The organism is Kitasatospora sp. NPDC056076 (genome assembly GCF_042266305.1).
Taxonomy (GTDB): domain Bacteria; phylum Actinomycetota; class Actinomycetes; order Streptomycetales; family Streptomycetaceae; genus Kitasatospora.
Window position 1 is genome coordinate 96,328 of the sequence record NZ_JBHJWG010000007.1, and the last position, 20,625, is coordinate 116,952.

At 66.5% G+C, this 20,625-nt stretch carries 21 protein-coding genes and 1 riboswitch; of the genes, 15 read left to right on the forward strand and 6 right to left on the reverse strand.

Going from position 1 to position 20,625, the window contains the following annotated elements; genetic code table 11:
- Positions 1-32: 32 nt before the first annotated feature.
- Both ACFC1T_RS08070 and ACFC1T_RS08075 read right to left on the reverse strand, forming a co-directional pair.
- Positions 33-1,787 carry an ABC transporter substrate-binding protein gene (locus ACFC1T_RS08070; protein WP_375885062.1) on the reverse strand — a complete coding sequence of 585 codons (1,755 nt, stop codon included), beginning with the start codon at positions 1,785-1,787 and terminating at the stop codon, positions 33-35.
- 111 nt (positions 1,788-1,898) lie between these two features.
- Positions 1,899-2,894: an ABC transporter permease gene (locus ACFC1T_RS08075; protein WP_375885065.1), complete on the reverse strand. Its 996-nt coding sequence runs from the start codon at positions 2,892-2,894 to the stop codon at positions 1,899-1,901.
- Between the two features lie 305 nt (positions 2,895-3,199).
- Positions 3,200-3,294, forward strand: a riboswitch (ZMP/ZTP riboswitch).
- A 21-nt stretch (positions 3,295-3,315) separates the two neighbouring features.
- On the opposite strand from ACFC1T_RS08075, the gene ACFC1T_RS08080 reads away from it, so the two are divergent.
- Positions 3,316-4,782, forward strand: coding sequence for a glycine hydroxymethyltransferase (locus tag ACFC1T_RS08080; protein ID WP_375885068.1), 1,467 nt, complete (start codon positions 3,316-3,318; stop codon positions 4,780-4,782).
- Positions 4,783-4,922: 140 nt separating this feature from the next.
- Here ACFC1T_RS08080 and ACFC1T_RS08085 read toward each other — a convergent pair whose 3' ends face one another.
- Positions 4,923-6,353 (reverse strand): aldehyde dehydrogenase family protein, encoded by a 1,431-nt coding sequence (locus tag ACFC1T_RS08085; RefSeq protein ID WP_375885071.1) that lies wholly within the window; start codon positions 6,351-6,353, stop codon positions 4,923-4,925.
- A 291-nt stretch (positions 6,354-6,644) separates the two neighbouring features.
- Between ACFC1T_RS08085 and ACFC1T_RS08090 the strand changes: the two genes are divergently transcribed.
- A complete protein-coding gene (locus ACFC1T_RS08090; protein ID WP_375885074.1) occupies positions 6,645-7,616 on the forward strand; it encodes a class I SAM-dependent methyltransferase in 972 nt (323 codons plus the stop codon).
- Positions 7,617-7,700: 84 nt separating this feature from the next.
- Here the strand turns inward: ACFC1T_RS08090 and ACFC1T_RS08095 are convergent, their stop codons facing one another.
- Positions 7,701-9,356, reverse strand: a complete 1,656-nt coding sequence (locus ACFC1T_RS08095) for an APC family permease (RefSeq protein ID WP_375885077.1) — start codon at positions 9,354-9,356, stop codon at positions 7,701-7,703.
- 451 nt (positions 9,357-9,807) lie between these two features.
- Positions 9,808-10,095 (reverse strand): GntR family transcriptional regulator, encoded by a 288-nt coding sequence (locus ACFC1T_RS08100; RefSeq protein ID WP_375885080.1) that lies wholly within the window; start codon positions 10,093-10,095, stop codon positions 9,808-9,810.
- A 264-nt stretch (positions 10,096-10,359) separates the two neighbouring features.
- On the opposite strand from ACFC1T_RS08100, the gene ACFC1T_RS08105 reads away from it, so the two are divergent.
- Positions 10,360-10,716 carry a hypothetical protein gene (locus ACFC1T_RS08105; RefSeq protein WP_375885082.1) on the forward strand — a complete coding sequence of 119 codons (357 nt, stop codon included), beginning with the start codon at positions 10,360-10,362 and terminating at the stop codon, positions 10,714-10,716.
- Between the two features lie 116 nt (positions 10,717-10,832).
- On the opposite strand, the gene ACFC1T_RS08110 is transcribed toward ACFC1T_RS08105, so the two are convergent.
- The gene (locus tag ACFC1T_RS08110) at positions 10,833-11,096 is read right to left on the reverse strand and encodes a hypothetical protein (protein WP_375885085.1); all 264 of its coding nucleotides are present in this window, start codon (positions 11,094-11,096) and stop codon (positions 10,833-10,835) included.
- Positions 11,097-12,053: 957 nt separating this feature from the next.
- Here ACFC1T_RS08110 and ACFC1T_RS08115 point away from each other — a divergent pair.
- The 12 genes from ACFC1T_RS08115 to ACFC1T_RS08170 all read left to right on the forward strand — a co-directional run bounded on the left by ACFC1T_RS08115 (position 12,054) and on the right by ACFC1T_RS08170 (position 20,622).
- Complete coding sequence (locus tag ACFC1T_RS08115; protein WP_375885087.1) at positions 12,054-12,704, forward strand: GNAT family N-acetyltransferase; 651 nt, start codon at positions 12,054-12,056, stop codon at positions 12,702-12,704.
- A gap of 395 nt (positions 12,705-13,099) precedes the next feature.
- A complete protein-coding gene (locus tag ACFC1T_RS08120; RefSeq protein WP_375885089.1) occupies positions 13,100-13,264 on the forward strand; it encodes a hypothetical protein in 165 nt (54 codons plus the stop codon).
- Between the two features lie 749 nt (positions 13,265-14,013).
- The gene (locus tag ACFC1T_RS08125; RefSeq protein WP_375885090.1) at positions 14,014-14,415 is read left to right on the forward strand and encodes a hypothetical protein; all 402 of its coding nucleotides are present in this window, start codon (positions 14,014-14,016) and stop codon (positions 14,413-14,415) included.
- A gap of 1,838 nt (positions 14,416-16,253) precedes the next feature.
- On the forward strand, positions 16,254-16,493 hold the full coding sequence (locus ACFC1T_RS08130; RefSeq protein ID WP_375885093.1) for a hypothetical protein: 240 nt from the start codon (positions 16,254-16,256) through the stop codon (positions 16,491-16,493).
- A gap of 68 nt (positions 16,494-16,561) precedes the next feature.
- Positions 16,562-17,137, forward strand: a complete 576-nt coding sequence (locus ACFC1T_RS08135) for a hypothetical protein (protein WP_375885095.1) — start codon at positions 16,562-16,564, stop codon at positions 17,135-17,137.
- Complete coding sequence (locus tag ACFC1T_RS08140) at positions 17,138-17,344, forward strand: hypothetical protein (protein WP_375885098.1); 207 nt, start codon at positions 17,138-17,140, stop codon at positions 17,342-17,344.
- Between the two features lie 278 nt (positions 17,345-17,622).
- Complete coding sequence (locus tag ACFC1T_RS08145; protein WP_375885101.1) at positions 17,623-17,889, forward strand: hypothetical protein; 267 nt, start codon at positions 17,623-17,625, stop codon at positions 17,887-17,889.
- Positions 17,890-17,982: 93 nt separating this feature from the next.
- Positions 17,983-18,249, forward strand: coding sequence for a hypothetical protein (locus tag ACFC1T_RS08150; RefSeq protein ID WP_375885103.1), 267 nt, complete (start codon positions 17,983-17,985; stop codon positions 18,247-18,249).
- A 213-nt stretch (positions 18,250-18,462) separates the two neighbouring features.
- Positions 18,463-19,188 carry a hypothetical protein gene (locus ACFC1T_RS08155; protein ID WP_375885104.1) on the forward strand — a complete coding sequence of 242 codons (726 nt, stop codon included), beginning with the start codon at positions 18,463-18,465 and terminating at the stop codon, positions 19,186-19,188.
- 323 nt (positions 19,189-19,511) lie between these two features.
- Entirely contained in the window at positions 19,512-20,036 is a 525-nt protein-coding gene (locus tag ACFC1T_RS08160) for a histone-like nucleoid-structuring protein Lsr2 (protein WP_375885106.1), read from the forward strand.
- The gene (locus ACFC1T_RS08165) at positions 20,033-20,284 is read left to right on the forward strand and encodes a hypothetical protein (RefSeq protein ID WP_375885108.1); all 252 of its coding nucleotides are present in this window, start codon (positions 20,033-20,035) and stop codon (positions 20,282-20,284) included. Before ACFC1T_RS08160 ends, ACFC1T_RS08165 begins: the two co-directional genes overlap by 4 nt.
- A gap of 59 nt (positions 20,285-20,343) precedes the next feature.
- On the forward strand, positions 20,344-20,622 hold the full coding sequence (locus tag ACFC1T_RS08170; protein ID WP_375885110.1) for a hypothetical protein: 279 nt from the start codon (positions 20,344-20,346) through the stop codon (positions 20,620-20,622).
- The last annotated feature ends 3 nt before the right edge of the window (positions 20,623-20,625 follow it).

Genomic DNA, 20,625 nt, shown 5'->3' on the forward strand with positions numbered 1-20,625 from the left:
TCGGAGTGTCAGCCTCAGAGGCCCCCGAGCCGTCACGACTTCAGGTACAGCCAGGTCAGCCCGACCGCCCCGTAGATCGGGTGGATGAACGTCCCGCCGACGTTGCTGCCGCGCAGCTGGTTGACCGTCGGGTAGGTGAGCGGCAGCACCGGCAGGTCCTTCATCACGGTCTGCTCCAGCGCGTACAGCTCCTTGGCCTTGGCGCGCGGTTCGCCGATCTGGTTGATCCGGTCGATCTCCTTGTCGACCGCGGGGTTGCGGTAGCGCGCGGAGTTGATGTCGCTGCCGGCCCGGCCGTCGAAGGAGAACGGGATCAGCGTGGACGGGGTCGGCCAGTCGACGGAGCTGGTCTCCTCGAACAGGTCGTACGGCGAGTCCGCCCGGTGCACCTCGTCCAGGAAGGCCTTGGGGTCGATCGGCTTGGGCACCACGGTGATGCCCGCCTTGCCGAAGCCGTCCACCAGCACCTGGGCGACGCGCTGCCCGTCCGGGGTGTTCTTGTATGCGTACGTCAGGCTGGCCGGCGCCTGCTTGGCCTTGGCGAGCGCGGCCTTGGCGGCCTCCGGGTCGCCCTCGGGACTGGCCGGGGCGAGGTCGTACTTCTGCCAGTCGATCAGCGCGGGCGAGCTGAGCGTGGTGGCGAGCTCGCCGGTCCGGGAGCCGCCCTGGACCTGCCGGGCCTGCTGGCGCGGGTAGGCGAGGTTGAGGGCCCTGCGCACCTCGACGTCCGGCACCCGCTCGTTGTTGATCACCAGCTGGGTGACGAAGGCACCCCGGCGGCCGGAGACGACCAGGTCCTTGGCCTTGGGGTCGGTGTCGGCGGACTGGTACAGCTCGGGGGAGAGCTCGTCGGAGGCGGTGGTGGCGTTGGCGCCGCCGTCCCGCCCGGAGAGGATCTCCTGGTTGCCGTTGAGCGCCTCCTTGCCGTACGTGAACACGAACTTGTCCGGGTACTGGTTGCGGATCGGGTCGGTCTCCGCCTTCCAGGCCGGGTTGCGCTCCAGCACCATGCGGGTGTTCTGGACGTGCTCGACGATCCGGTACGGGCCGCTGGCGAACGGCAGCCGGTCGTAGTCCGTCCCGGTGTCCTTGTCCCGGCGCACCGGCGAGGAGGAGGACTGCGCGGCCATGTACGGCACGTCGGCCTGCGGCTGCGGGAAGTGGAAGACCAGGGTGCGTTCGTCCGGGGTCCCGATCGCGTCCAGGTCACCGGCCTGCGGTCCGGCGTACTTGGCGCGCGCGGCCTCGTAGCTGGCCTCGCCGGTGAGCCACTGCGGCCAGTACGGCGGGCCGACCTCGTAGCCCTTGCCGAAGGTGCGCTCGATGCCGTACTTGACGTCCTGGGCGGTGATCGGCTTGCCGTCCTCCCAGGCCACGCCCTCCTTGAGCCGGTACGTCCAGGTGCGCCCGCCGTCGGTCGGGGTGCCGGTGTCGGTGGCCAGGTCGCCGACCAGCTTGGCCTTGCCGTCGACGACCTGGTACTGCGTCAGCTGGCGGCCCCAGAGCAGCGAGGCGTTGTACGAGGCGCCCGCGTAGACCTTCTGCGGGTCCAGGTGGCGGAACTCGACGCTGTTGTACACGTTGACCGTGCCGCCCGGGCGGGCGCCGGGGACGGCCGGGGCGGGGCCCGCGCTGTCCTTCTCGGTGCCGAGCGCCGCGGTCAGCGGCGAGGTCTCCTTGGCCGGGGCCCCGCCGGCGGCGGGGCCGGTGCTGCCGGCGCCTGCCGAGCAGGAGGTCGCCAGCAGGGCGGTGGCGATGACGGCGAGCGACGGTTTGGTCCAGCGCATGGCGAATCCCTCCTTGCCCCGACACGTCCGGTCGGGGCGGGCTCGGATGGTTGATCAGGGGAAGCGGAACGGGAAGCGGAAGCGGACGGGGCGGGGAAGCGGAAGGGGGGCTCAGCGGGCGCGGCGCGGGTCCAGCGCGTCCCGGAGGGCGTCGCCGAGCAGGTTGAAGGCGAGCACGAACACCAGCAGGGCCACGCCCGGGAAGACCAGGTAGGTCGGGTCGGCCTGGAAGACCTCCGAGCCGCGCGAGATCATCCGCCCCCAGTCGGGGACGGGCTCGGTGATGCCGACGCCGAGGAAGGACAGCGCGGCCTCGGAGGCGACGAAGGTCGGTACGGCCATGGTGGCGTGCACGATCAGCTGGGAGCGGACGTTCGGCAGCAGTTCGTGGACGACGATGTGGAGGCGGCTCGCCCCCTGCGCCCGGGCGGACTGCACGAAATCCCTTTCCCGGAGTGAGCGGACGGTGGCCCGGAGGGAAAGCGCGAGCGGAATCCAGCCGAACGCGGAGAAGACCAGGATCAGCACCAGGAACTGCATCCACTCCGGTTCCGCGGCGCCCGGATCGACCAGTCGGGACTGGATCACCGGGCTGAGTGCGAGCAGCAGGAGCAGGGTCGGAAAGGCCAGCAGCACATTGGCGAGGAACCCGAACAGCCGGTCCGCGATCCCGCCGAGGTAGCCGACCGCGACCCCGGCCAGCACGCCGAGCGTGGTGGTCACGGCGGCCGCGGCGAAGGCGATCAGCAGCGAGGTGCGGATGCCGTACAGCAGCTGGGTCAGCACGTCCCGGCCGAGGCCGGGCTCCAGGCCGAACCAGAACTCGCCGGAGATCCCGCCGTTCGGCAGCATCGGCAGGCCGCCGTCGCTGAGCAGGCCGGGAGTGTTCTGGCCGTAGTGCTCGACCGGGTTCTTCCCGTACAGGGCGGCGACCAGCGGCGCGGCCAGGGCGAGCAGCAGGAACAGCAGGACGACGGCGGAGGCAGCGGCGCCGACCCGGTCGCGCAGCACGCGGCGCAGCAGGCTCGGTGCGGCCGGTCCGGGGGTCGGTCCCGGGGTCGGCCCGGGGGTCGGGCCGGTAACTGCGACTGTGTCGACCGCTGCCATGAGAGGCGTACTCCCCGAATTCTCCGCCGCCCCATGGGTGAGGGTGCGCTGGTGGGCATTTCCGAACCGGCCCCCGGGGGTTTCCCGGCGGCCGTTCGAGCGACATCAGATCGGATGCGTTCGGCCTTCCGCAAATCACCGGAAGGCGCCCTTACGGAATTCCTTCCGGACTGTTTCGGGAATTGTGGCGGCTTCATTTCCCCGCAACACGGCCGTTGCAGGAGAACGGACATACCGCACCGAAGCGGACGGCCTGTTCCGCATTCTGAGACCTCCGCCACAGTCCCCGGGGTATTGGTACGATCCCGGAGGACCGCGACTGGCGCGTAGGGATGGAATCGACCATCGGGAAGCGGTCCCGTGGATCCTCACGTCGTTGCCGAGCGCCTGGGCCGCCCCGCATCCCCACCAGGAGACCGCCATGGCCCAGCCCGAGCAGACGCCCCACACCACCGCGAGCCCCGCCGCCGACACCTCCTTCCGCAGCGCCCTGGACGTGGTGGCCGGCGTGGAGCCCCGGATCGCCGCCGCCATCGGCCGGGAGCTGGAGGACCAGCGCGCCTCGCTCAAGCTGATCGCCAGCGAGAACTACGCCTCCCCGGCCGTCCTGCTCACCATGGGCAACTGGCTCAGCGACAAGTACGCCGAGGGCACCGTCGGCCGCCGCTTCTACGCGGGCTGCCGCAACGTCGACACCGTCGAGGCGATCGCCGCCGAGCACGCCCGCGAGCTGTTCGGCGCCGAACACGCCTACGTCCAGCCGCATTCGGGCATCGACGCCAACCTCACCGCCTTCTGGGCGGTGCTCTCCCAGCGGGTCGAGAGCCCGGCCCTGGAGCGGGCCGAGGTGCGCAACGTCAACGACCTCACCGAGCAGGACTGGGCCGAGCTGCGCCAGGACCTCGGCAACCAGCGGATGCTCGGCATGTCGCTGGACACCGGCGGCCACCTCACCCACGGCTTCCGGCCCAACATCTCGGGCAAGATGTTCGAGCAGCGCAGCTACGGCACCGACCCGGTCACCGGCCTGATCGACTACGACGCGCTGCGCGAGACCGCCCGCGAGTTCCGCCCGCTGATCCTGGTGGCGGGTTACTCCGCCTACCCGCGGCTGGTGGACTTCCGCAGGATGCGCGAGATCGCGGACGAGGTCGGCGCGACCCTCATGGTCGACATGGCGCACTTCGCCGGGCTGGTCGCGGGCAAGGTGCTGACCGGCGACCACGACCCGGTGCCGTTCGCCCACATCGTCACCACGACCACCCACAAGTCCCTGCGCGGCCCGCGCGGCGGCATGGTGCTCAGCACCGCCGCCCTGGCCGAACACGTGGACCGCGGCTGCCCGTTGGTGCTCGGCGGCCCGCTCTCGCACGTGATGGCCGCCAAGGCCGTCGCCCTCGCCGAGGCCCGCCGTCCCGAGTTCCGCACCTACGCCCGCGCCGTGGTCGACAACGCCCGGGCGCTCGCCGAGGGCCTGCTGCGCCGCGGCGGCAAGCTGGTCACCGGCGGCACCGACAACCACCTGGTGCTCGCCGACGTCTCCGGCTACGGCCTGACGGGCCGTCAGGCCGAGGCGGCGCTGCTGGACTCGGGCATCGTCACCAACCGCAACTCCGTCCCGCAGGACCCGAACGGCGCCTGGTACACCTCGGGCGTGCGGCTCGGCACCCCGGCGCTCACCACCCGCGGCCTGGGCACCGCCGAGATGGACGAGATCGCCGCCCTGATTGATACCGTCCTGCGCGGCACCACCCCCACCACCGCGGCCAACGGCGCTCCCTCCAAGGCGAACTACGCCCTCGACGAGGCCCTCCGCGACGGCATCGCCAAGCGCGCCGCCGACCTGCTGGCACCGTTCCCGCTCTACCCGGGCGTCGACCTGGCCTGACCGGCCGCTGGCCCGACCGGTCCCTGGCCCGACCGGCCCCTGCTCCGACCGGGCCGGAGGAGCCCGCCGTGACACCGGGCCGCCGAACCTTCCGTTCGGCGGCCCGGTGGTCGAGCGCCCCGCCCCGGCCGTCAAGTCTCCTAGTACTGGAGCGACTTGCACTGCAGGAACTCATCCAGCCCGTGCCGCCCCAGCTCGCGGCCGAGCCCGGAGTCCTTGTAACCGCCGAACGGGGCCAGCGGGTTGAACCGGCCGCCGTTGAGGTCCACCTGTCCGGTGTCCAGCCGGCGGGCGAAGGCGGCGGCGGTGTCGGTGGTCGCCGCCCAGACGCCGCCGGCCAGCCCGTAGGCGGTGCCGTTGGCGATCTCGACGGCGTGGTCCTCGTCGTCGTAGCGCAGGACCACCAGGACGGGGCCGAACACCTCCTCCTGGGCCACCGTCATCTCCGGGGTGACGTCGGCGAGGACGGTCGGCCGGACGTAGTGGCCGGTGGGCAGTTCGGCCAGTGGCTCCGGACCGCCGGCCACCAGCCGGGCGCCCTGGGCGAGCGCGTCCGCCAGGTAGCCGCGCACCCGCTCCAGCTGCCGGGCGTTGACCAGCGGGCCGATCCGGGTCCGCGGGTCGGCCGGGTCGCCCGGGACGTACTTCTCGGCGGCCTTGGCAGCGAGCGCGACCGCCTCCTCGTACTGGTCCGCGTGCACCAGCAGCCGGGTCCAGGCGCTGCACGTCTGGCCGGAGTTGGCGAAGACGTTGGCGACGTTCACGTTCACCGCCCGGGCCAGGTCGGCGCCCGGCAGCACCACGTTGGCGGACTTGCCGCCCAGCTCCAGCGCGACCCGCTTGAGCCCGCGCCCGGCCGCCTCGGCGACCTGCCGGCCGACGGCGGTGGAGCCGGTGAAGGACACCACGTCCACCTCCGGATGGGCGGCGAGCGCCGCGCCCGCGACCGCCCCGGTGCCGGTCACCAGGTTGAACACCCCGGCCGGGAAGCCGGCTTCGTCCACCAGCCGGGCGAACAGCCGGGCCACCAGCGGGGTGTCCTCGGCCGGCTTGAGGACCACCGGGCAACCGGCCGCCAGCGCCGGGACGACCTTGGCCACGATCTGGTGCAGCGGGTAGTTCCACGGCGTGATCGCCGCGACCACCCCGGCCGGCTCGGCGAACACCACCGAGTTGCCGATCCGCTCCTCGAAGGGGTAGCCGGCCAGCAGGCTCAGGTACGAGGTCGCCACGGTCAGCGGCAGCCCGGCGTGCACGGCCCCGGCGAAGCCGACCGGGGCGCCCAGCTCGGCGACCACGGTCGAGGTGATCTCGGCCTGGGCATCGGCCAGTCCGTCCCGCAGCCGGGTGAGCGGCGCCAGCCGCTCCTCGCGGGTGGCGGCGGCCCAGCCCCGGGCCGCCCGGCGGGCCGCCGCGACCGCGGCGTCGACGTCGGCCGCCGCACCGGCCGGTACGGTGGCGAGCACCCGCTCGGTGGCGGGGTTGAGCACGGTGATCGTGCCGGAGTCCCGGGAGGGCCGCCAGGCGCCGTCGATGTACTGGTCGCCGTACTCCGCGTACTCCTGTTCCACGGATCGTCCTTTCCACTGGTCAGCCGCCGTTCGGCCGACAGGGCGAGTCGGAAGGTCAGTCAAGAGGTCAGTCAAGGCGGCCGGACGGCCGCGCACAAGAGCCGATCCCGCCTCGGCCGGACAGGTACCTGCCGCGGTGGGCGGCGGACTCCGCGGCGGGGGCCTACTGTCGATGGGGGGCGCCTCGTGCACGAGCGGTGATCCGGTCCGTGCCCGGGGCCGGGCAGGCCGCCACCGCGCCGAGGTGCGGCTCGGAACCCGCAGGTCATCCGCACTGCTAAGGAGCATCCCGTGACCGACACCGCGTTGAAGGGCGAACCGCAGCAGCCCGTCGGGCCGGCCGTGTTGGAGGACGTACCGGGATGGTTCTGGGACCACGACCGGCACTCCTTCGAGTGGTTCCTCGGGCGTCAGGCGGAGCGGGGCGTCACCGGCCACCTCATGGAGATGGGCGCCTACCTCGGCCGCAGCGCGATCGTGATCGGGGAGCACCTCCGGCCCGGGGAGACGTTCACCGTCTGTGACCTGTTCGACTCGGACGCGCCGGACGACGAGAACTCCAGCGAGATGGACCACTCCTACCGGAAGACGCTGACCCGCTCGGCCTTCGAGGCCAACTACCTGTCCTTCCACGACCGGCTGCCGGACATCGTCCAGGCCCCGACCTCGGCGCTCGCGGGCGGACGGGTCCCGGCGGGGGCCTACCGCTTCGTCCACATCGACGCCTCGCACCTGTACGAGCACGTGGTGGGCGACCTCCAGGTGGCCCGGACCGCGCTGCAGGACCAGGGCGTCGTGGTCCTGGACGACTACCGGTCCCAGCACACCCCCGGCGTCGCCGCGGCGACCTGGGAGGCGGTGTTCAACCACGGCCTCAGGCCGATCGTGCTCACCGAGTGCAAGTTCTACGGCACCTGGGGCGACCCGGAGCCGTTCCAGCGCGACCTGCTCGACCGGGTGGACCTCGCCGTCGGCTGCGAGCTCAGCGCCGAGACCCTCAACCACCGCCAGGTGCTGCGGATGACCGGCAGTACGGAGGGCATCCGGCCGTTCCGCCCCTCCCGGCACCGGCCGGGGGCGGCCGGGGCGCCGGCGCCCGAGGACGCGTACCGGACGGCCCGGGACGAGGCCGCGCTGGACCTCGCCGCCCGCCGCGCCCGCGCCGCCGAGGCGCGCCGCCCGGTCAACGTCGCCAAGTGCGCCGCCAAGGACCTGCTGCCCCCGCTGCTCACCTCGGCGCTCCGCCGCGCCCGCCGGGGCTGACCTGGCTTCCCGCCCCGGCGACGCCGAAGGGCCGGTCGGAAACCCGACCGGCCCTTCCTTGCCACGTACCCGCTCAGGCCCCGCTCAGACCCGCGAAGGCTCCGCGGCCCCGGCGGACGCCTCAGCCTCAGCCTCCGCCTCGGCCGCCAGCTCGCGGCGCACCTCGGCCAGCGAGGGGTTGGCCCAGGCGCTGGCGACGCCCCAGTAGTAGAAGGCCAGGCCGATCGCGGCCACGATCAGCAGGTCCCAGCCCTCCGGCAGGTAGCCGTGCCCGCCGAAGTCGGAGCTGCCGGCCCAGGAGACCCCGGCCATCACGAACAGGTAGGCGATCATCCAGGCGCCCGCCTTGAGGTGCGGCTTCAACTGCTCGAAGGGCTTGCGCAGCTCGTACCAGGCCCAGATCGGCAGACCGGCGGCCATCAGCAGGATGACCTTGCCGGTGAGCGGCCAGCGGGCCCAGTACAGCACCAGCGAGCCGAAGACCATCGCGACCGGCGCGATCACCGGCATGGCCTTGAGCTTCACCGGGCGCTGGAGGTCCGGCGCGAGGCGGCGCAGCGCCATCACGGCGACCGGGCCGGTGATGTACGAGATCACGGTGGCGACGGAGACGATCTCGGCCAGCGAGCCCCAGCCGCGGAAGACCGCGAGGAACAGGAAGGCGACCACCAGGTTGAGCAGCAGCGCCGGGCGCGGGATGCCGGTCTTGGCGTCGACCTTGCCGAAGAGCTTCGGCAGGTGGCCGTTCTCCTGCACGCCGTGGATCATGCGCGAGGTGGTGGCGGCGTAGATCATGCCGGTGCCGGACGGCGAGACGAAGGCGTCCGCGTAGAGCAGCAGCGCGAGCCAGTTGATGCCCCAGGCGATCGCGAGGTCCGCGAGCGGCGAGGTGTAGGAGAGGCTGCTCCAGCCGTTCGACAGGTCGGCGGCCGGGATGGCGCCGATGAACGCGATCTGCAGCGCGACGTAGATCACCAGGGCGATCAGGATCGAGCCGATGACGGCCTTGGGCAGCGACTTGCCGGGGTTGCGGGCCTCGCCGGCCAGGTTGAGCGGCGACTGGAAGCCGTTGAAGGCCCAGACGATGCCGGAGACGGCGACGGCGGTGAACACCGCGCTCCAGCCGTTCGGGGCGAAGCCGCCCGGCTGGGTGAAGTGCGAGGTGTCGAAGTGCGCGAGGAGCAGCGCGCCGGCGGTCAGCGTCGGCACGACGACCTTGAACACGGTGATCGCCGTGTTGGTCTTGGCGAACAGCGTGATCGCGAACCAGTTGAGGACGAAGTACACGACCAGCAGCACGCTGGCCAGTGCCACCCCGCTGAGGGTGAGTTCCTTGCCGTCGTACAGGCCCTTGGCCCAGTCGAAGTGCCAGGAGCTCATGTACTGGACGGACGCGGTGGCCTCACCCGGGATGACCGAGACGATGGCGATCCAGTTGGCCCAGGCGGCCAGGTAGCCGGCCAGCGAGCCGTGCGAGTACTGGCCGTACCGGACCATGCCGCCGGCCTTGGGGAACATCGACCCGAGCTCGCTGTAGGTGAGCGCGATGGTGAGCGCCACGGCGGCGCCGATCACCCAGGCGAGGATCGAGGCGGGGCCGGCCAGCCTGGCGGCCCGCTCGGCGCCGAACAGCCAGCCGGAGCCGATGATCGAGCCGAGCCCGACCGCGGTCAGGCTGATCGTGCCGAGCGATCGGCGGTAGTTCTGGTGTGATGCCTTGGGCGAATCGGGCTCACTCAACGTATCGGTCCTCTCGCTCGGGGTTCAGCGGATGGTGTCGGCGCTTTTACGGTTTTGGGTCGGTATTCCGGACAAACCCCAGCAGCCTATGGTTCCAAATGGGGCGAATACCTCAGAGGAAGCTCAAACCGCCCGATCGTTGCCATCTCGTGTCCGGTTTCCGGACGGCCGGGACCGCTCAACGAGACTGGCGCCACACCGCCGTCGGCGGTGGATCGCGAGGGGGAGTCGGCCGTGGGCCGGAAAAAAGAAATTCCCCGCGGGATCCTTTCGGATCCCACGGGGAATTTCTGTTGTGTCCGAGGGGGGACTTGAACTCTCCTCTCGGGCACCGCCCCGTAAGGCTCTGACCTGCGGGGATGACCCTAACACGCCCACGCTTGACGGTGCGCCGTGCCGGTGCGTCCTGCCTGTTTCTGGCTGCTCGGGGCTGCTGTTGGTCATGCGTTGGTCACGCAGTCTCGCTGTCCCTCGGGGTCTGATCGGCCTCCGGGGCCGGGCGGTCGGCGGGCGGGACAACCGCCGACCCCTGGCCCCAGCGGGTAGTGATCAGCCCCTCTTCCTCGCGCAGAACTTCGAGGGCCCGTCGGATGGTCATGGTCGCCATGTTGAACCGAGCGCACAGGGCCGACTGCGAAGGGAACGGCTCGCCCTGGTCGTAGGTGCCGCTCCGGATCTCGGCAGCCAGTTCGGCAGCAGCGAGTCGGTAGGGCGGTGTGCGCTTCGGGCGATCAGACATGGCAGCAGCCTAGAGAGATCGCTCGGCCTCCTCTACTTAGGTAAGTAGATGGGTAGATAACTTAGATGAGTTGCCCTACGTTGGAGCCCAACGAAAAACCCCCGCAGGCCTGGCCGGGCCTCCGGGGGGTGCCGAACAGCTTTCGAGGAGCTGCCAGCAATGCGACACCTTATCGCCCGCACAATCCGGACCGTTCTGCGCTTGGCTGTGCCGGCTCGGGGTAGGCACCGACGCCCTTGCCCCAAGGTTGTGCTGGGCGGGCCCGTGGAGCCCGTACAGCCCACCGCGCCCGCGCACGTCATTTGCGCCCCAGTGCGGCCCATCTCGGTGTTCGACCTGCGTGAGACGGCCTGCACCGCACCTACGACCCTGGTGCCGCGCTACATGGTCGCCTTCGAGGGAATGGCCAGTAACGAACAGGAGGCTCTTCGCCAGCGGTTCGCTGCTGAGGCAGACCGCCGATGGTCCCTGACCCTGGCGGCAGAACTCGACAACGAGGACGACCGACGCAGGCGACGGGCCGCAGCGTTCGCCGCGGCGCTCGATCTCCCTGACCCGGTCCACTGGTTGGACAACATCGCCACCGGCATCCCACATGCCCTCGCGGGGACAGCAGCTTGATGTCAGGCGAAGGATGAGCTGAACGTAGAAGGCCCCTCGGCAGAACCCGGGGGGCCTTCTGGCGCGGCACTCCTACGGCCACACGGCAAGGGTCGTTACTCGTTGCCTCGGCGAGCCTATCGAACCGGCGGGGAGGAGCTGACTTCCTCGTGCTTCTCGCCGCTCCCGCCCGGCGGTACGTGGAGGTCTGGGCTCCGCTTGATTGACGTCATGGCCTTGCGGTGCTCCCACCACTCGCGCCACCAGCTGAGGCGGTGGTCGGACTGCCGGGGCAGGATGGCGTTGGCCACGATCCGGACCGCGTACGCGAGCACCAGGACGAAGGCGAGTAGCCCGACGACCCACCACGGGGTGTTCTCGGGCAGGTTGATCTTTGGCATTGGAGGTTTCCCGAGTACGGGAGCACCTCGGCTAGGCGGCCAGGCTCCAGCCGAAACGGTGCCCCTGCTGACTGGTGGCCGGCAGGGACGTCAGCCCCGGCCCCCGGGGGACAAGGGGGCCCGCTAGTCGCTCTGATCCGCAGACACAGACCCACGTACGGGGCTCTTCAACAAGCGGGAGGCTCACAGGCACTGGCAGTACTTCCCAGAGCACAGCCAGCAGCAGTTGAAGCGCCAGCTGTTCCGCCTGGGCTAGCAGCCAGTCTCGGTGAAGGAGTGCCGCGAAGTCGAGTCCGGTCAGGCGAGACTTGAGAGCTGGACCGCCCGGCACAAGGGCAGATGCAAGGAACCTTTTGGACAAAACACTGAACTGGCGCGCAAGGACGCTTACGCCCTCTCGCCGGGAATGCGAGGTACCCATCTGAGAGACGAGAGACGGTAGCTCCAAGCGCGGAAGCTGCCGTCGGGCAGGACGGAACCCCGCCTTGCTGAGCGCCTGTGCCAACCAGTTCAGAGGCTGCACGTCAGCGTATGCCGCGCCAAGGAAAGCTGACTCAAGATGAGTTAGGTCACTTTGGGCACTGGCTAGCAGTCCGCGGCTAGGCCCCCTAAGCCACCGGTTGGCGTTCACATGCGGATGCCAGCGCCCGTGATGCCCGGAGGCAACCCTGATCCTTCGACGAGGCCCCAACTGGTAGGTTCCAGGGCTCAACCAGGCCCTGGAGTGAAGCAGGGTCACAGGTTCAGGTGGCAACGTATCCACGAACTCAGACTAGCGAAGCGAGATGACAAGCAGTCACATGGTCTGCCGGAAACCTGCCATCTGCACAGGAGGATGCGCCTCGCCTCCGGGAGCTCAATCCCAGAGGCGAGGTACCTGTTCCCACAGGACAGTCGACAGCTGCCGCGTGGGAGCGGTGCACCTGGGCAGTCTATCCGTGGCAGTAGGGTGCGGCTATGGAGACCATGTTGGCGCCTGTGAGGCTGGCCAGGACCGGGGAAGGGGCTCAGGTCTCGGACCTCGCAAGGCTTGCCCTTCACGGCGCCGAACCGCGTTCCAACGGAAGGAGCCTAGAGTCTGCCGTCGAAGAGTACGGCGGCCGATTCCGCCTACCGCACGGCCAGGCCGCCGTTCTGGTAGTGGACGGGCCAGGCGGCCAGCTGTCAGGCCTCACGTACTTCGGCTCACCCGTTCGGTTGATTCAGGAGTATGCCGAACTGGGAGCAAAGGGGCAACGGATCCTCGCTGACCGGTTGGTGGAGGTAGAGCTCCTGGCCGTTCAACCGGAATCGCAGAACCGGGGCCTTGGAACGGCCCTGCTGGCAGCCGGAGAGCGGTTGGTGGCCGCTTGGGGTGCTCGAATCACTCTTGCCAAGGTGCGATCCGGCGACCTGGCGGTGATGAAGTGGTATCGACGTCGCGGATACACGATCGCAGGCCGCGGCGAGTCGATCATCCTCAGTGCGGCTGGTACGAACATCAGCTTCGATGATGGTGGAGACGGCTACCAACTCGCGATCAAGGATCTGACAGGTACTGGCGGGTTCCACCGTCAGAGGACACGTCTCGGAACGCATCTGTTCTACGGGCCGACAGCCAGAACCTGACGGCGCCCGCTTGAAGAACCCATTCCTTCAAACCCCGGACGCTCAGACTCGCCTCAGAACGTCCTCACAGGCCGGACAGCGTCGGTTCCGCAGGTAGAACGGATACCAGGTCTCGCCAGGCCTCTCAGGCCGGTAATGCGAGTGCTCCATGGACCCGGTGTCCCTACCACAGAGGGTCCGCGGAAGCGGGTCCTCGGGGGCATCGGGGTCCTGGCCCGCGGCGTGCACCAGGAGCACGGCCGGCTCGTCGCCCTCCGGGCTCTCTGCCTGGGCCTGGTCCAGCTCGAAGAGGACAATGATCCCTGCCATGAGAGCAGACTGAGCTACATCCAGGCCCTCAGCATCTCCAATGCGGCCATCTTGGGGCCGCCTGCCGACTTGAAGGAGGAACTCGGGTGGATCAGACCGAAATTCGTGATCTTGCACGCGAGACTGCCGTGGCCAAGCTGGATTCGATCTACAGTGGGCAGGTGCCGGCCAGTGTGGCAGTCGAGATTGCCGATGCGGTTCTGGAGGTCGTCCTGAGGAACCACTTGACTGGCCAAGAAGAGCTGACCTGAGGTTCAACAGGAGGCCCCCTCTGTCGAGAGGGGGCCTAGTCGTGTTTCCAAGAGCCCAGCCCTCCGGGCTCTCTGCCTGGGCCTGGTCCGACTCGAAGCGCACGATGATCCCTGCCATGCCTTGACTCTGCGGCACTTTGACCGTCGCTGCATGCCATCGAGGGCCCAAACGGGCGACTACAGGTGGCATAGCTCAGAAACGAGCCTTCGACTGGGGGGACTCAACGTGAAGGGTCTTGTCGTGGGAATCAGGCGTCCAGCCTTACTGGCAGCAACATGCGGAGTCGGTTTGCTCCTTGCTGCAACCCCAGCTCATGCAAATACCTATCATCAACATCACTACAAGTGTCCGAAGGGGCAGTTATATGATATGGCCCAGGAGATGTGTCTTCTAGAAAGGGAGGCAATCAGCCAGGCAATGAACGAGTTCGAGTCGGCTATGCACGATGAGTTACCGGCGGGTTGACCTCGCAGATTCGCCTTGCAGCGTCCAGGCGCCGGCCAACGTGGCAACCGAAATTGCCGATGCGGTCCTGGAGGTCGTCCTGAGGAGCGACCTGGCCGGCCAACAAGAACTGACCTGAGGTTCATCAGTAGGCCCCCTCTTTTGGGAGGGGGCCTACTTGTGTCTCCAGCCAGAGAGAGCGGTAGAGCGACGGCCTCAGCTGCACCACTCGAATGGGCCGATAGGGGCCCGGGTCGGTTGGGAACAGCTGTTCACAGGTTCCCAACTCTCCCAAGGAGTCCTCATGAAGCGCCTGCTACAGGTTGCTGGCGTCGTCGCTTCAACCACAGCCCTGACCCTGACTGCTGCCACGAACGCCGCCGCCGCAGTTTCAGTACAGATCGACGGCGTTAAGCTTACCAGAAATACGGTCCCCGGCGTTGCGGCCGATTTTACCTGCAAATGCGACCCTCCGGACACACTTCCTACTTCCTACCTCGTCAGAGTGGTGGACAAGAACACCGGATCCGACGAGTACACGCAGGGTGTTTTTGAGTGCTCTACGAACGTCAAGGAGCAAGTGACCGTCTTCTCGGGCACTGCCTATAGCGTCGGAGACACTGTGGAGGTGACCGTTGCCATCGATTCCATCTTCGACGAGAAAGTGGTAGTTACCAAGACTCTGACTATCGCGGCACCCTCCTAGAGAAGTGTGTTGGCCTGTTTCGAGGCCACCTGCAACGCTTCCTCCGGACCAATGAGAGGCCCCCTCCCTGAGGAGGGGGCTTACTTGCGCCTCCAGTCAGGGAAGACCGAAGGAACTCACTCTGACGGGGGTATATAACCCCCCTACAAAATAGATGTATGTGTCGGTAGAACCCAGCTGAGGATACCTTGGCTGGAAAAGTGGCCGGCATCACGTTCTGAGGCCTCATTTCATTCATTCAAGGCCTTCCCCGAGGCCGCGGAGCGGCATCTTCACCCCCGAGAGGCCCCAGAAGGGCCCCAGGAGGGCCGAAAACGGGCTCTGAGCAGCCCTCGAAGCCCCGCTGGCCGCCAGGGCGGCCTAGCCAGTCTCCAGCCCCGCGGAACGATTCAAACCCGTACAGAGGGTGAGGACGGTGCCCCCGGCGGGTCCTCTCTGAACGCATGCATGTGTTACCCCCGGTTGACACAGGGATGAATGAATGCACTCGGAGGGACGGGGATGGATTCATTCAGTGGGAGCACTGGGAAGCAGCAGGTGAGGGGCACTGTCTGATGACCTGTCAGGACTGGGCCGGAGGGGTGTCCGGAGAGGTGTCTGAGCCCCTCTGATGCACCATCAGATGTGTTGAATGTGTGTAGTTCGGCCGGACTTCTAGTGAATCTGGTAACGCCAAGATAACGATCTGAACGTAACTTTGAGTAGCCAAAAGCCCATATGACGACCAGTCACATGTCCGCTTTGGTCTTATATGCGCACTAAGCCTCTCCCTTTATCCCTTTAAGGGCCTTGGAGTGAGCACTCTCGGTGCATCCAGGGAAGATGTCACTCAAAGACAAACTTGATTCGAGGATGGTGCCGCCCTAACGTTCTGGTCGTCGGAGCAAGCAACACCGAAACGCCGGGCCAGGAAGTACCGCCCACCGCAACAGCGGGGGATCGGGAAGAGGCCATCAGGCAAGTAGGGAAGCCGGACCGGCGGGGCGTGAGGAAGCTGCCCCCAAACCCACCAAGTGAATGACCGGCCCCCAGCAAAGGGGCCACAGGACGGCACACAGAGGCTCCTGGGAGCCACATACAAGCAAGTGACAGGTCCCCTTGTGAGGTTGGCAAGCCGAAGGGGAAACCGGCACTGAACATCACATAGACCACACGGGATGAAGCGAATAGATGCCCGGAGTGACTAGGTGCTTGAGCGGGGAGTAAATCCTGCGAGGACTGGCCTGGTACGTGGTGGATAACCGGACTTGATCACCCGGCATGGATAGATCACCTGCGTTACAAGCCGACACCATTGCGTCCGGCAGTGCGAAGGTTGGGTGACTGATACTCACCCACCGGGATGACTGACCTTAAGCGTGTGAGGCCAAGCGCGGCCGGGAGCGCCAAAACTACCCGGCAGGGCCGTATTGGGTCACACCTCTGCGGCTCTCGATGGACCTGCCTGTAGTGGGTCCAGATTCAGGCTGGCATCAGACCTAGGGAGAGATATGTCCACTGACACGCTGGTGAAGAAGAAATGCGGTTGCACGGTTCGAGGCGGATTCCATACCTGGGAGTACCGCGTCTACACGGTTGAGGTAATAGGCAATGGCGGAGGGCTGGTTGATACGGTTGACGTCAGGGCCGACGGTCCGGAATGCGCGGTCGGCGCCGTCCGGGCGGAGCTTTCTAAGCGCGGCGTGAAGTGGGAGCGCTACAACTGGTTCTTCCAGCCCATTGGCTACAGCACCGCCCGTGCTAGTTGCTGCCCTGCCAGGAATCCGTGCGACGCTTGCCAGAAGCGGACGTTCTAGGGCCAATGGCTGCATTAAAACTTGATTCGAGGATGTGCGGCAATGGCGATTGAGTACCGCGTCTGGAACGAGGTCGGGGACCTGTTCGGGGTCCACCGAAAGCGGGAGCGGGCCGAGGAAACAGCGGAACGGGCACGCAAGGGATGCGCCAAGTACTGCGAGACGGACGGCGAGGAAGAGAACCCCGGGAGGGGTGATTTCCGCTGTGGCGTCCTGAGTCCTCACGGAATCAGCATTCAGGTAGTCGACGGCGCATACGACGTCACCAGCCACCACTGGTAGAGAGGGAATGAATCATGTCTGGAACGCGTGCACGTCGTATCGCCAGAATCCGGGCCGCAATACCTTTCGTGGCGAAGCTGGAGGAGTTCTCTAAGGAAGCACACAAGGGGGTTTCGCTTCACGTCGACCGGGACGACTTCGCCCGCATGTGGCTCGCCACCCCATTTATACAGACCCGGGACGCAGACGCCCTTGAAGAGAGCAACTGGGAGGTCATATCCGGCGACCTTGAGAAGCGTTTCCCCGAAGGGGTGTCCGTTCATTCATTCGGGCACTTCGTCCACGGATACTACGAACGGCTCTATGTCCGAGCCGATGACGCGCTGGCGATCCGGGCCATCCAGGAATGGGTGGAACGCCTGGAGGAATACGCGGTAGCAGATGAGATGCACTACTCGGAGGTTGAGTGGAAGCGCAATCACCCCGAGGAGGGGACGTGCTACTCGGACGACCCGGATTGCTGCAAGGCCGTCCGGGAGTGGTGGGAGTTCACCCGGGACGACTTCTCCCCCGGGGCCGAGAAGCGCCACGCAAAGGTCCAGGAGCGCCACCGAAAGGCGGCCGAGGAATGGGCAGAGGTCGGACAGCTGAGCCTCTTTCCGGCCGTAGATGAGCTGATCGCCCTTATGGGACTGGAGAACTGAATGAACAAGACCATGCGCAATGTGCTTGCCCAGGTGTTCCTGGTGGCCGCTATGGCGGCCTCTTACTGGGCAGGGGTCGAGGTGGCGGATCACCGGGCCCCGGAACCCAATGTGTTCAGCTTCAACGACGGTTTCCGGGATGCCAAATGGGATGACTGCCAGCAGGGATATGCGGCCGCCTGTGACTGGCTGCACGACCGTCGGTGAGTGACGCGCTTTGGTGTGGCCGGGGCTTCCCGGCCTATCCATGGCTTGTCAGTCGACAACCCTTTTCTTCCCCTTACTGCCTATGGAGGCGCAATGTACGTCGCTCACATCGGACCCGCTTGGCACAGCGTCTTTAACGACTACGCGGAAGCGGTCGCGTACGCGGCCTCTTACGGTCTTCCGTCCGTATTCGTGGAGCTGAACCTCTACAAGGACCGGTATCGCAACCGTGCCCGCTAATTGTTCCCGCCGTAACCCATTCCATTGAAAGGGAAATCATGAACCTGCGAGAAAAGATCGAGAGCATAGTCAAGGACCACGAGGAGGCTCAGGAGGGATGGAGGGTGACCTTTCGGGAGGAATTGAAGACGTATGACCCCGAGGATGAGGAACAGGAGTGTGAAGACTGGGAATTGGATCGATTCAATGAGCTGGCCACTGAGCGCGCGTTCTCTCGGTCGAATGACCTCGATGTGTTCATAGATGAACTGAGGTACTGGCTTATGCAGAACAAGTCAGGGGTGGGAGAAGCCGCCAACGCCTGACTCGCTTTGCTCTAGGCCGTCCCTCGGGACGGCCTTTTGCATGGCCTGTCAGTTGACAGTCAACACATATGTAGTTGGAGAGGGGTTGCTGAGATGTTCTATTCCGAAGTTGAAATGAATGAGAAGCGCGCTCATTGGGCAAGGGTTGCGGTGAAGTTTGCGGCGCAGACCGGACAGCACGGAGAAGCCAAGTATCTCCATGAAGAGGACTGTTTCCGTGAGGTAGTTGGAGACCTCATCTGCGATCTGGCACATCTCGCCGCATCGTATGGTCACGACCTTGAGAAGGTCATCGTTGGCGGAATACACATGTATGAGATGGAGCGTCGGGACGCTGAGGAAGAGGAGATGGAAGCGTAATGCACGGACTGACCTTTATGGGAGGACGACCGTCGGATTGTGAATACGTCTGACCCGCCTTGCTTGAGGCCACCCTGAGGGGTGGTCTTTTGCATGGCCTGTCAGCCGACGGTCAACACCTAGCCGAGAGGCGAGAAGTTGAGTAGCTGGACCGATGCCCGCAAGGGATTCGCACGTCTCGGGGCCGAATACACCCCCGACTACCAGGGGTACGTGATCAACATCCGAGATGAGGGGGAGGATTGGTACGTCTACGCGTGGGATGAGCGGAACGGAGTGACTGCCTACCTGGCCCGTGCGGTCACGGAGAATTCGGCCCGGGAGATTCTGGAGATCCACGCCGGTCTCAGGCGGTCCGGGTACCTGTGCGAGGTGTTCGCCAGTGACTCGGTCGGGCACTGCCCGGAGGATGCAACTGGGGTCCGGTGGACCGACTCCAAGCGGACCGGTGAACGGGTCCATGTGCTGTTGTGCCCGCATCACGGCGGAGTGTTCGACGACTGGGCGTGGACGCCGATCTCGGCCTACCTCACCGAGTGGGGCATCGACCCGGAGGACACCGGGATTATCGGGGGGCGCCTGGGGCCGCTTCGGGACGGTGACCAGACGTGGGTGGTGCTGGTCGACAACACGTGCCAGGCCCCGTTCATCCGGAACACCCTCCGGCGGGCGCTGGCGGCCTCTGAGCCGGTGTGGGCAGGCACGGAGTACGTGAACGCGGCCGTACGGCTCTCCCACAACCTGCCGGACGAGGGCCCTTGGTACCTGACCCGGGAGGAGCTCCACGCCACCCGGATTGCTGTTGAGCGGCGTTCCCGGTGGGCCCGGGGAACGTGGTGCCCGGGGACCGGTACGGACGAGAACCACGCCGTCATTGCTCAGCGGGTGATCGAGGCAAGCGAGCATGCGATCCGGCACCGGCAGCAGGGCCTCAGCTGAGAGACACGCGCTAGTCGCCAGCGTGACCACCAGGACCCGAGCCGGCCACCGTCCCGGGGAGAAGTCTGCCCCGCGGCCGGCTGCGGGGGTCCTGGTGGTGGCGCTGGCCACTAGACGAGAGGAACGGTCAATGTCCTACCCCGACAACTACCAGGGCGGTTGCTCTAACAACTGCGGTCGAGAGGCAACCCATTGGGTCGGAATCGAGCGGTTTAGAGAACCCTGGTTCGCCCGTTTTCCGAAGTGCGGGCCATGTACGGAGAAGACGGTTTCCGATCCGGATATGCATGCTCGGTCGAAGCCGATTCGGAGGAAGTAGATCAATGCTTGAGGAAATGATTAGGCATGCGCTGGATGAGTATGAGGGGGAGGTGTCACAGTCAGCTCTCCGCCGGTACATCGGGCCAAATGTCAGAGCGGCTGACATTCAGGCTGTCGTGGACTCCATGCCGGACGTGGTCTCGTACCTCGGGGAGCCGGAAGGTGGAGGCAGGTGTCCGCTCATTCACCGGCGCTTGAACAAGGATGACGTGATCTCGTTCATCATTGCCAAGGGCTTTCGACACCGTGAGGACAGCTCGGTACCTCACTCAAATGAGGTGCGGTACTACCTTGTGGAAAAGCCGAAGGAAGACGCCCGCAAGGCTAAGGCGGAGGCGGAACGAAAGCGCTGGGATGAACTCTGGGCGGACGCTGAGGAGTCCAGGAAACGAGCGGAGCATCACGCCCGCCACATGAAGATGTGCCGTGAGTGGGGAAATGCAAATGGTTTCGTCGTAGGGGCGCGCGGGGCTATTCCCAAGGCTGTTCGCGAGGCATACAAGGAAGAGACAGGAGTAGAGCTGTGAGCATGATCAAGCGGTACATGGATGAGTCTGAGATTGTTCGGGAGACTGCCGAGTGGATCGCAGAAATGTCGGACGACGTTGAGCGAGGTGCGGCATTGACGGTCCTCTTCGAGGAGTGCGGCCGAATGGCCGAGGCATACGCGGATCCGTTCGGGGTGGCCAAGCTTTTGGTGAACGGGGCAGTGGAGTCCTATCACTCTGCACGTGGGTATAAGGCGGTCTTGTCGTACCTGGGGGTTGCGGCGTGAGCAGTCGACACCACCCGATGTTCGGTCGGGTAGTCAGTGATCCGGATACAAAGACGTCCGTGCCGGAGTCGTGGCAGGTATTCCTTCTGGGATTCCTGCCACTTTGCATTTCGGACCTGCGTGGAAGGCCTGAAAGTGAGGTGGAGGCGCTGCGACTGGTGGCGCTTGAACAGATCGCCTCGCACGGTGACGTCGCACTGTTCGGGGGCAAGGGTCGGGCCAAGGCCCGGGTGGGCATTGCCCAGGGACTCGCCGTCCTTGCTTTCGCCGAGGGCGGGGTTACGGCCCTTGGCATACATGCCTGCGTCGAACCGCATGAAGGGTGCCCTGAAATTTGAGCA

Excerpts from the sequence above, each read along its gene's own strand:
- ACFC1T_RS08070 (WP_375885062.1), bottom strand. The coding sequence starts at position 1,787 with ATGCGCTGGACCAAACCGTCGCTCGCCGTCATCGCCACCGCCCTGCTG.
- ACFC1T_RS08075 (WP_375885065.1), bottom strand. The coding sequence starts at position 2,894 with ATGGCAGCGGTCGACACAGTCGCAGTTACCGGCCCGACCCCCGGGCCG.
- ACFC1T_RS08080 (WP_375885068.1), top strand. The coding sequence starts at position 3,316 with ATGGCCCAGCCCGAGCAGACGCCCCACACCACCGCGAGCCCCGCCGCC.
- ACFC1T_RS08100 (WP_375885080.1), bottom strand. The coding sequence starts at position 10,095 with ATGTCTGATCGCCCGAAGCGCACACCGCCCTACCGACTCGCTGCTGCC.
- ACFC1T_RS08110 (WP_375885085.1), bottom strand. The coding sequence starts at position 11,096 with ATGCCAAAGATCAACCTGCCCGAGAACACCCCGTGGTGGGTCGTCGGG.
- ACFC1T_RS08115 (WP_375885087.1), top strand. The coding sequence starts at position 12,054 with ATGGAGACCATGTTGGCGCCTGTGAGGCTGGCCAGGACCGGGGAAGGG.
- ACFC1T_RS08125 (WP_375885090.1), top strand. The coding sequence starts at position 14,014 with ATGAAGCGCCTGCTACAGGTTGCTGGCGTCGTCGCTTCAACCACAGCC.
- ACFC1T_RS08130 (WP_375885093.1), top strand. The coding sequence starts at position 16,254 with ATGGCGATTGAGTACCGCGTCTGGAACGAGGTCGGGGACCTGTTCGGG.
- ACFC1T_RS08140 (WP_375885098.1), top strand. The coding sequence starts at position 17,138 with ATGAACAAGACCATGCGCAATGTGCTTGCCCAGGTGTTCCTGGTGGCC.
- ACFC1T_RS08145 (WP_375885101.1), top strand. The coding sequence starts at position 17,623 with ATGAACCTGCGAGAAAAGATCGAGAGCATAGTCAAGGACCACGAGGAG.
- ACFC1T_RS08150 (WP_375885103.1), top strand. The coding sequence starts at position 17,983 with ATGTTCTATTCCGAAGTTGAAATGAATGAGAAGCGCGCTCATTGGGCA.
- ACFC1T_RS08160 (WP_375885106.1), top strand. The coding sequence starts at position 19,512 with ATGCTTGAGGAAATGATTAGGCATGCGCTGGATGAGTATGAGGGGGAG.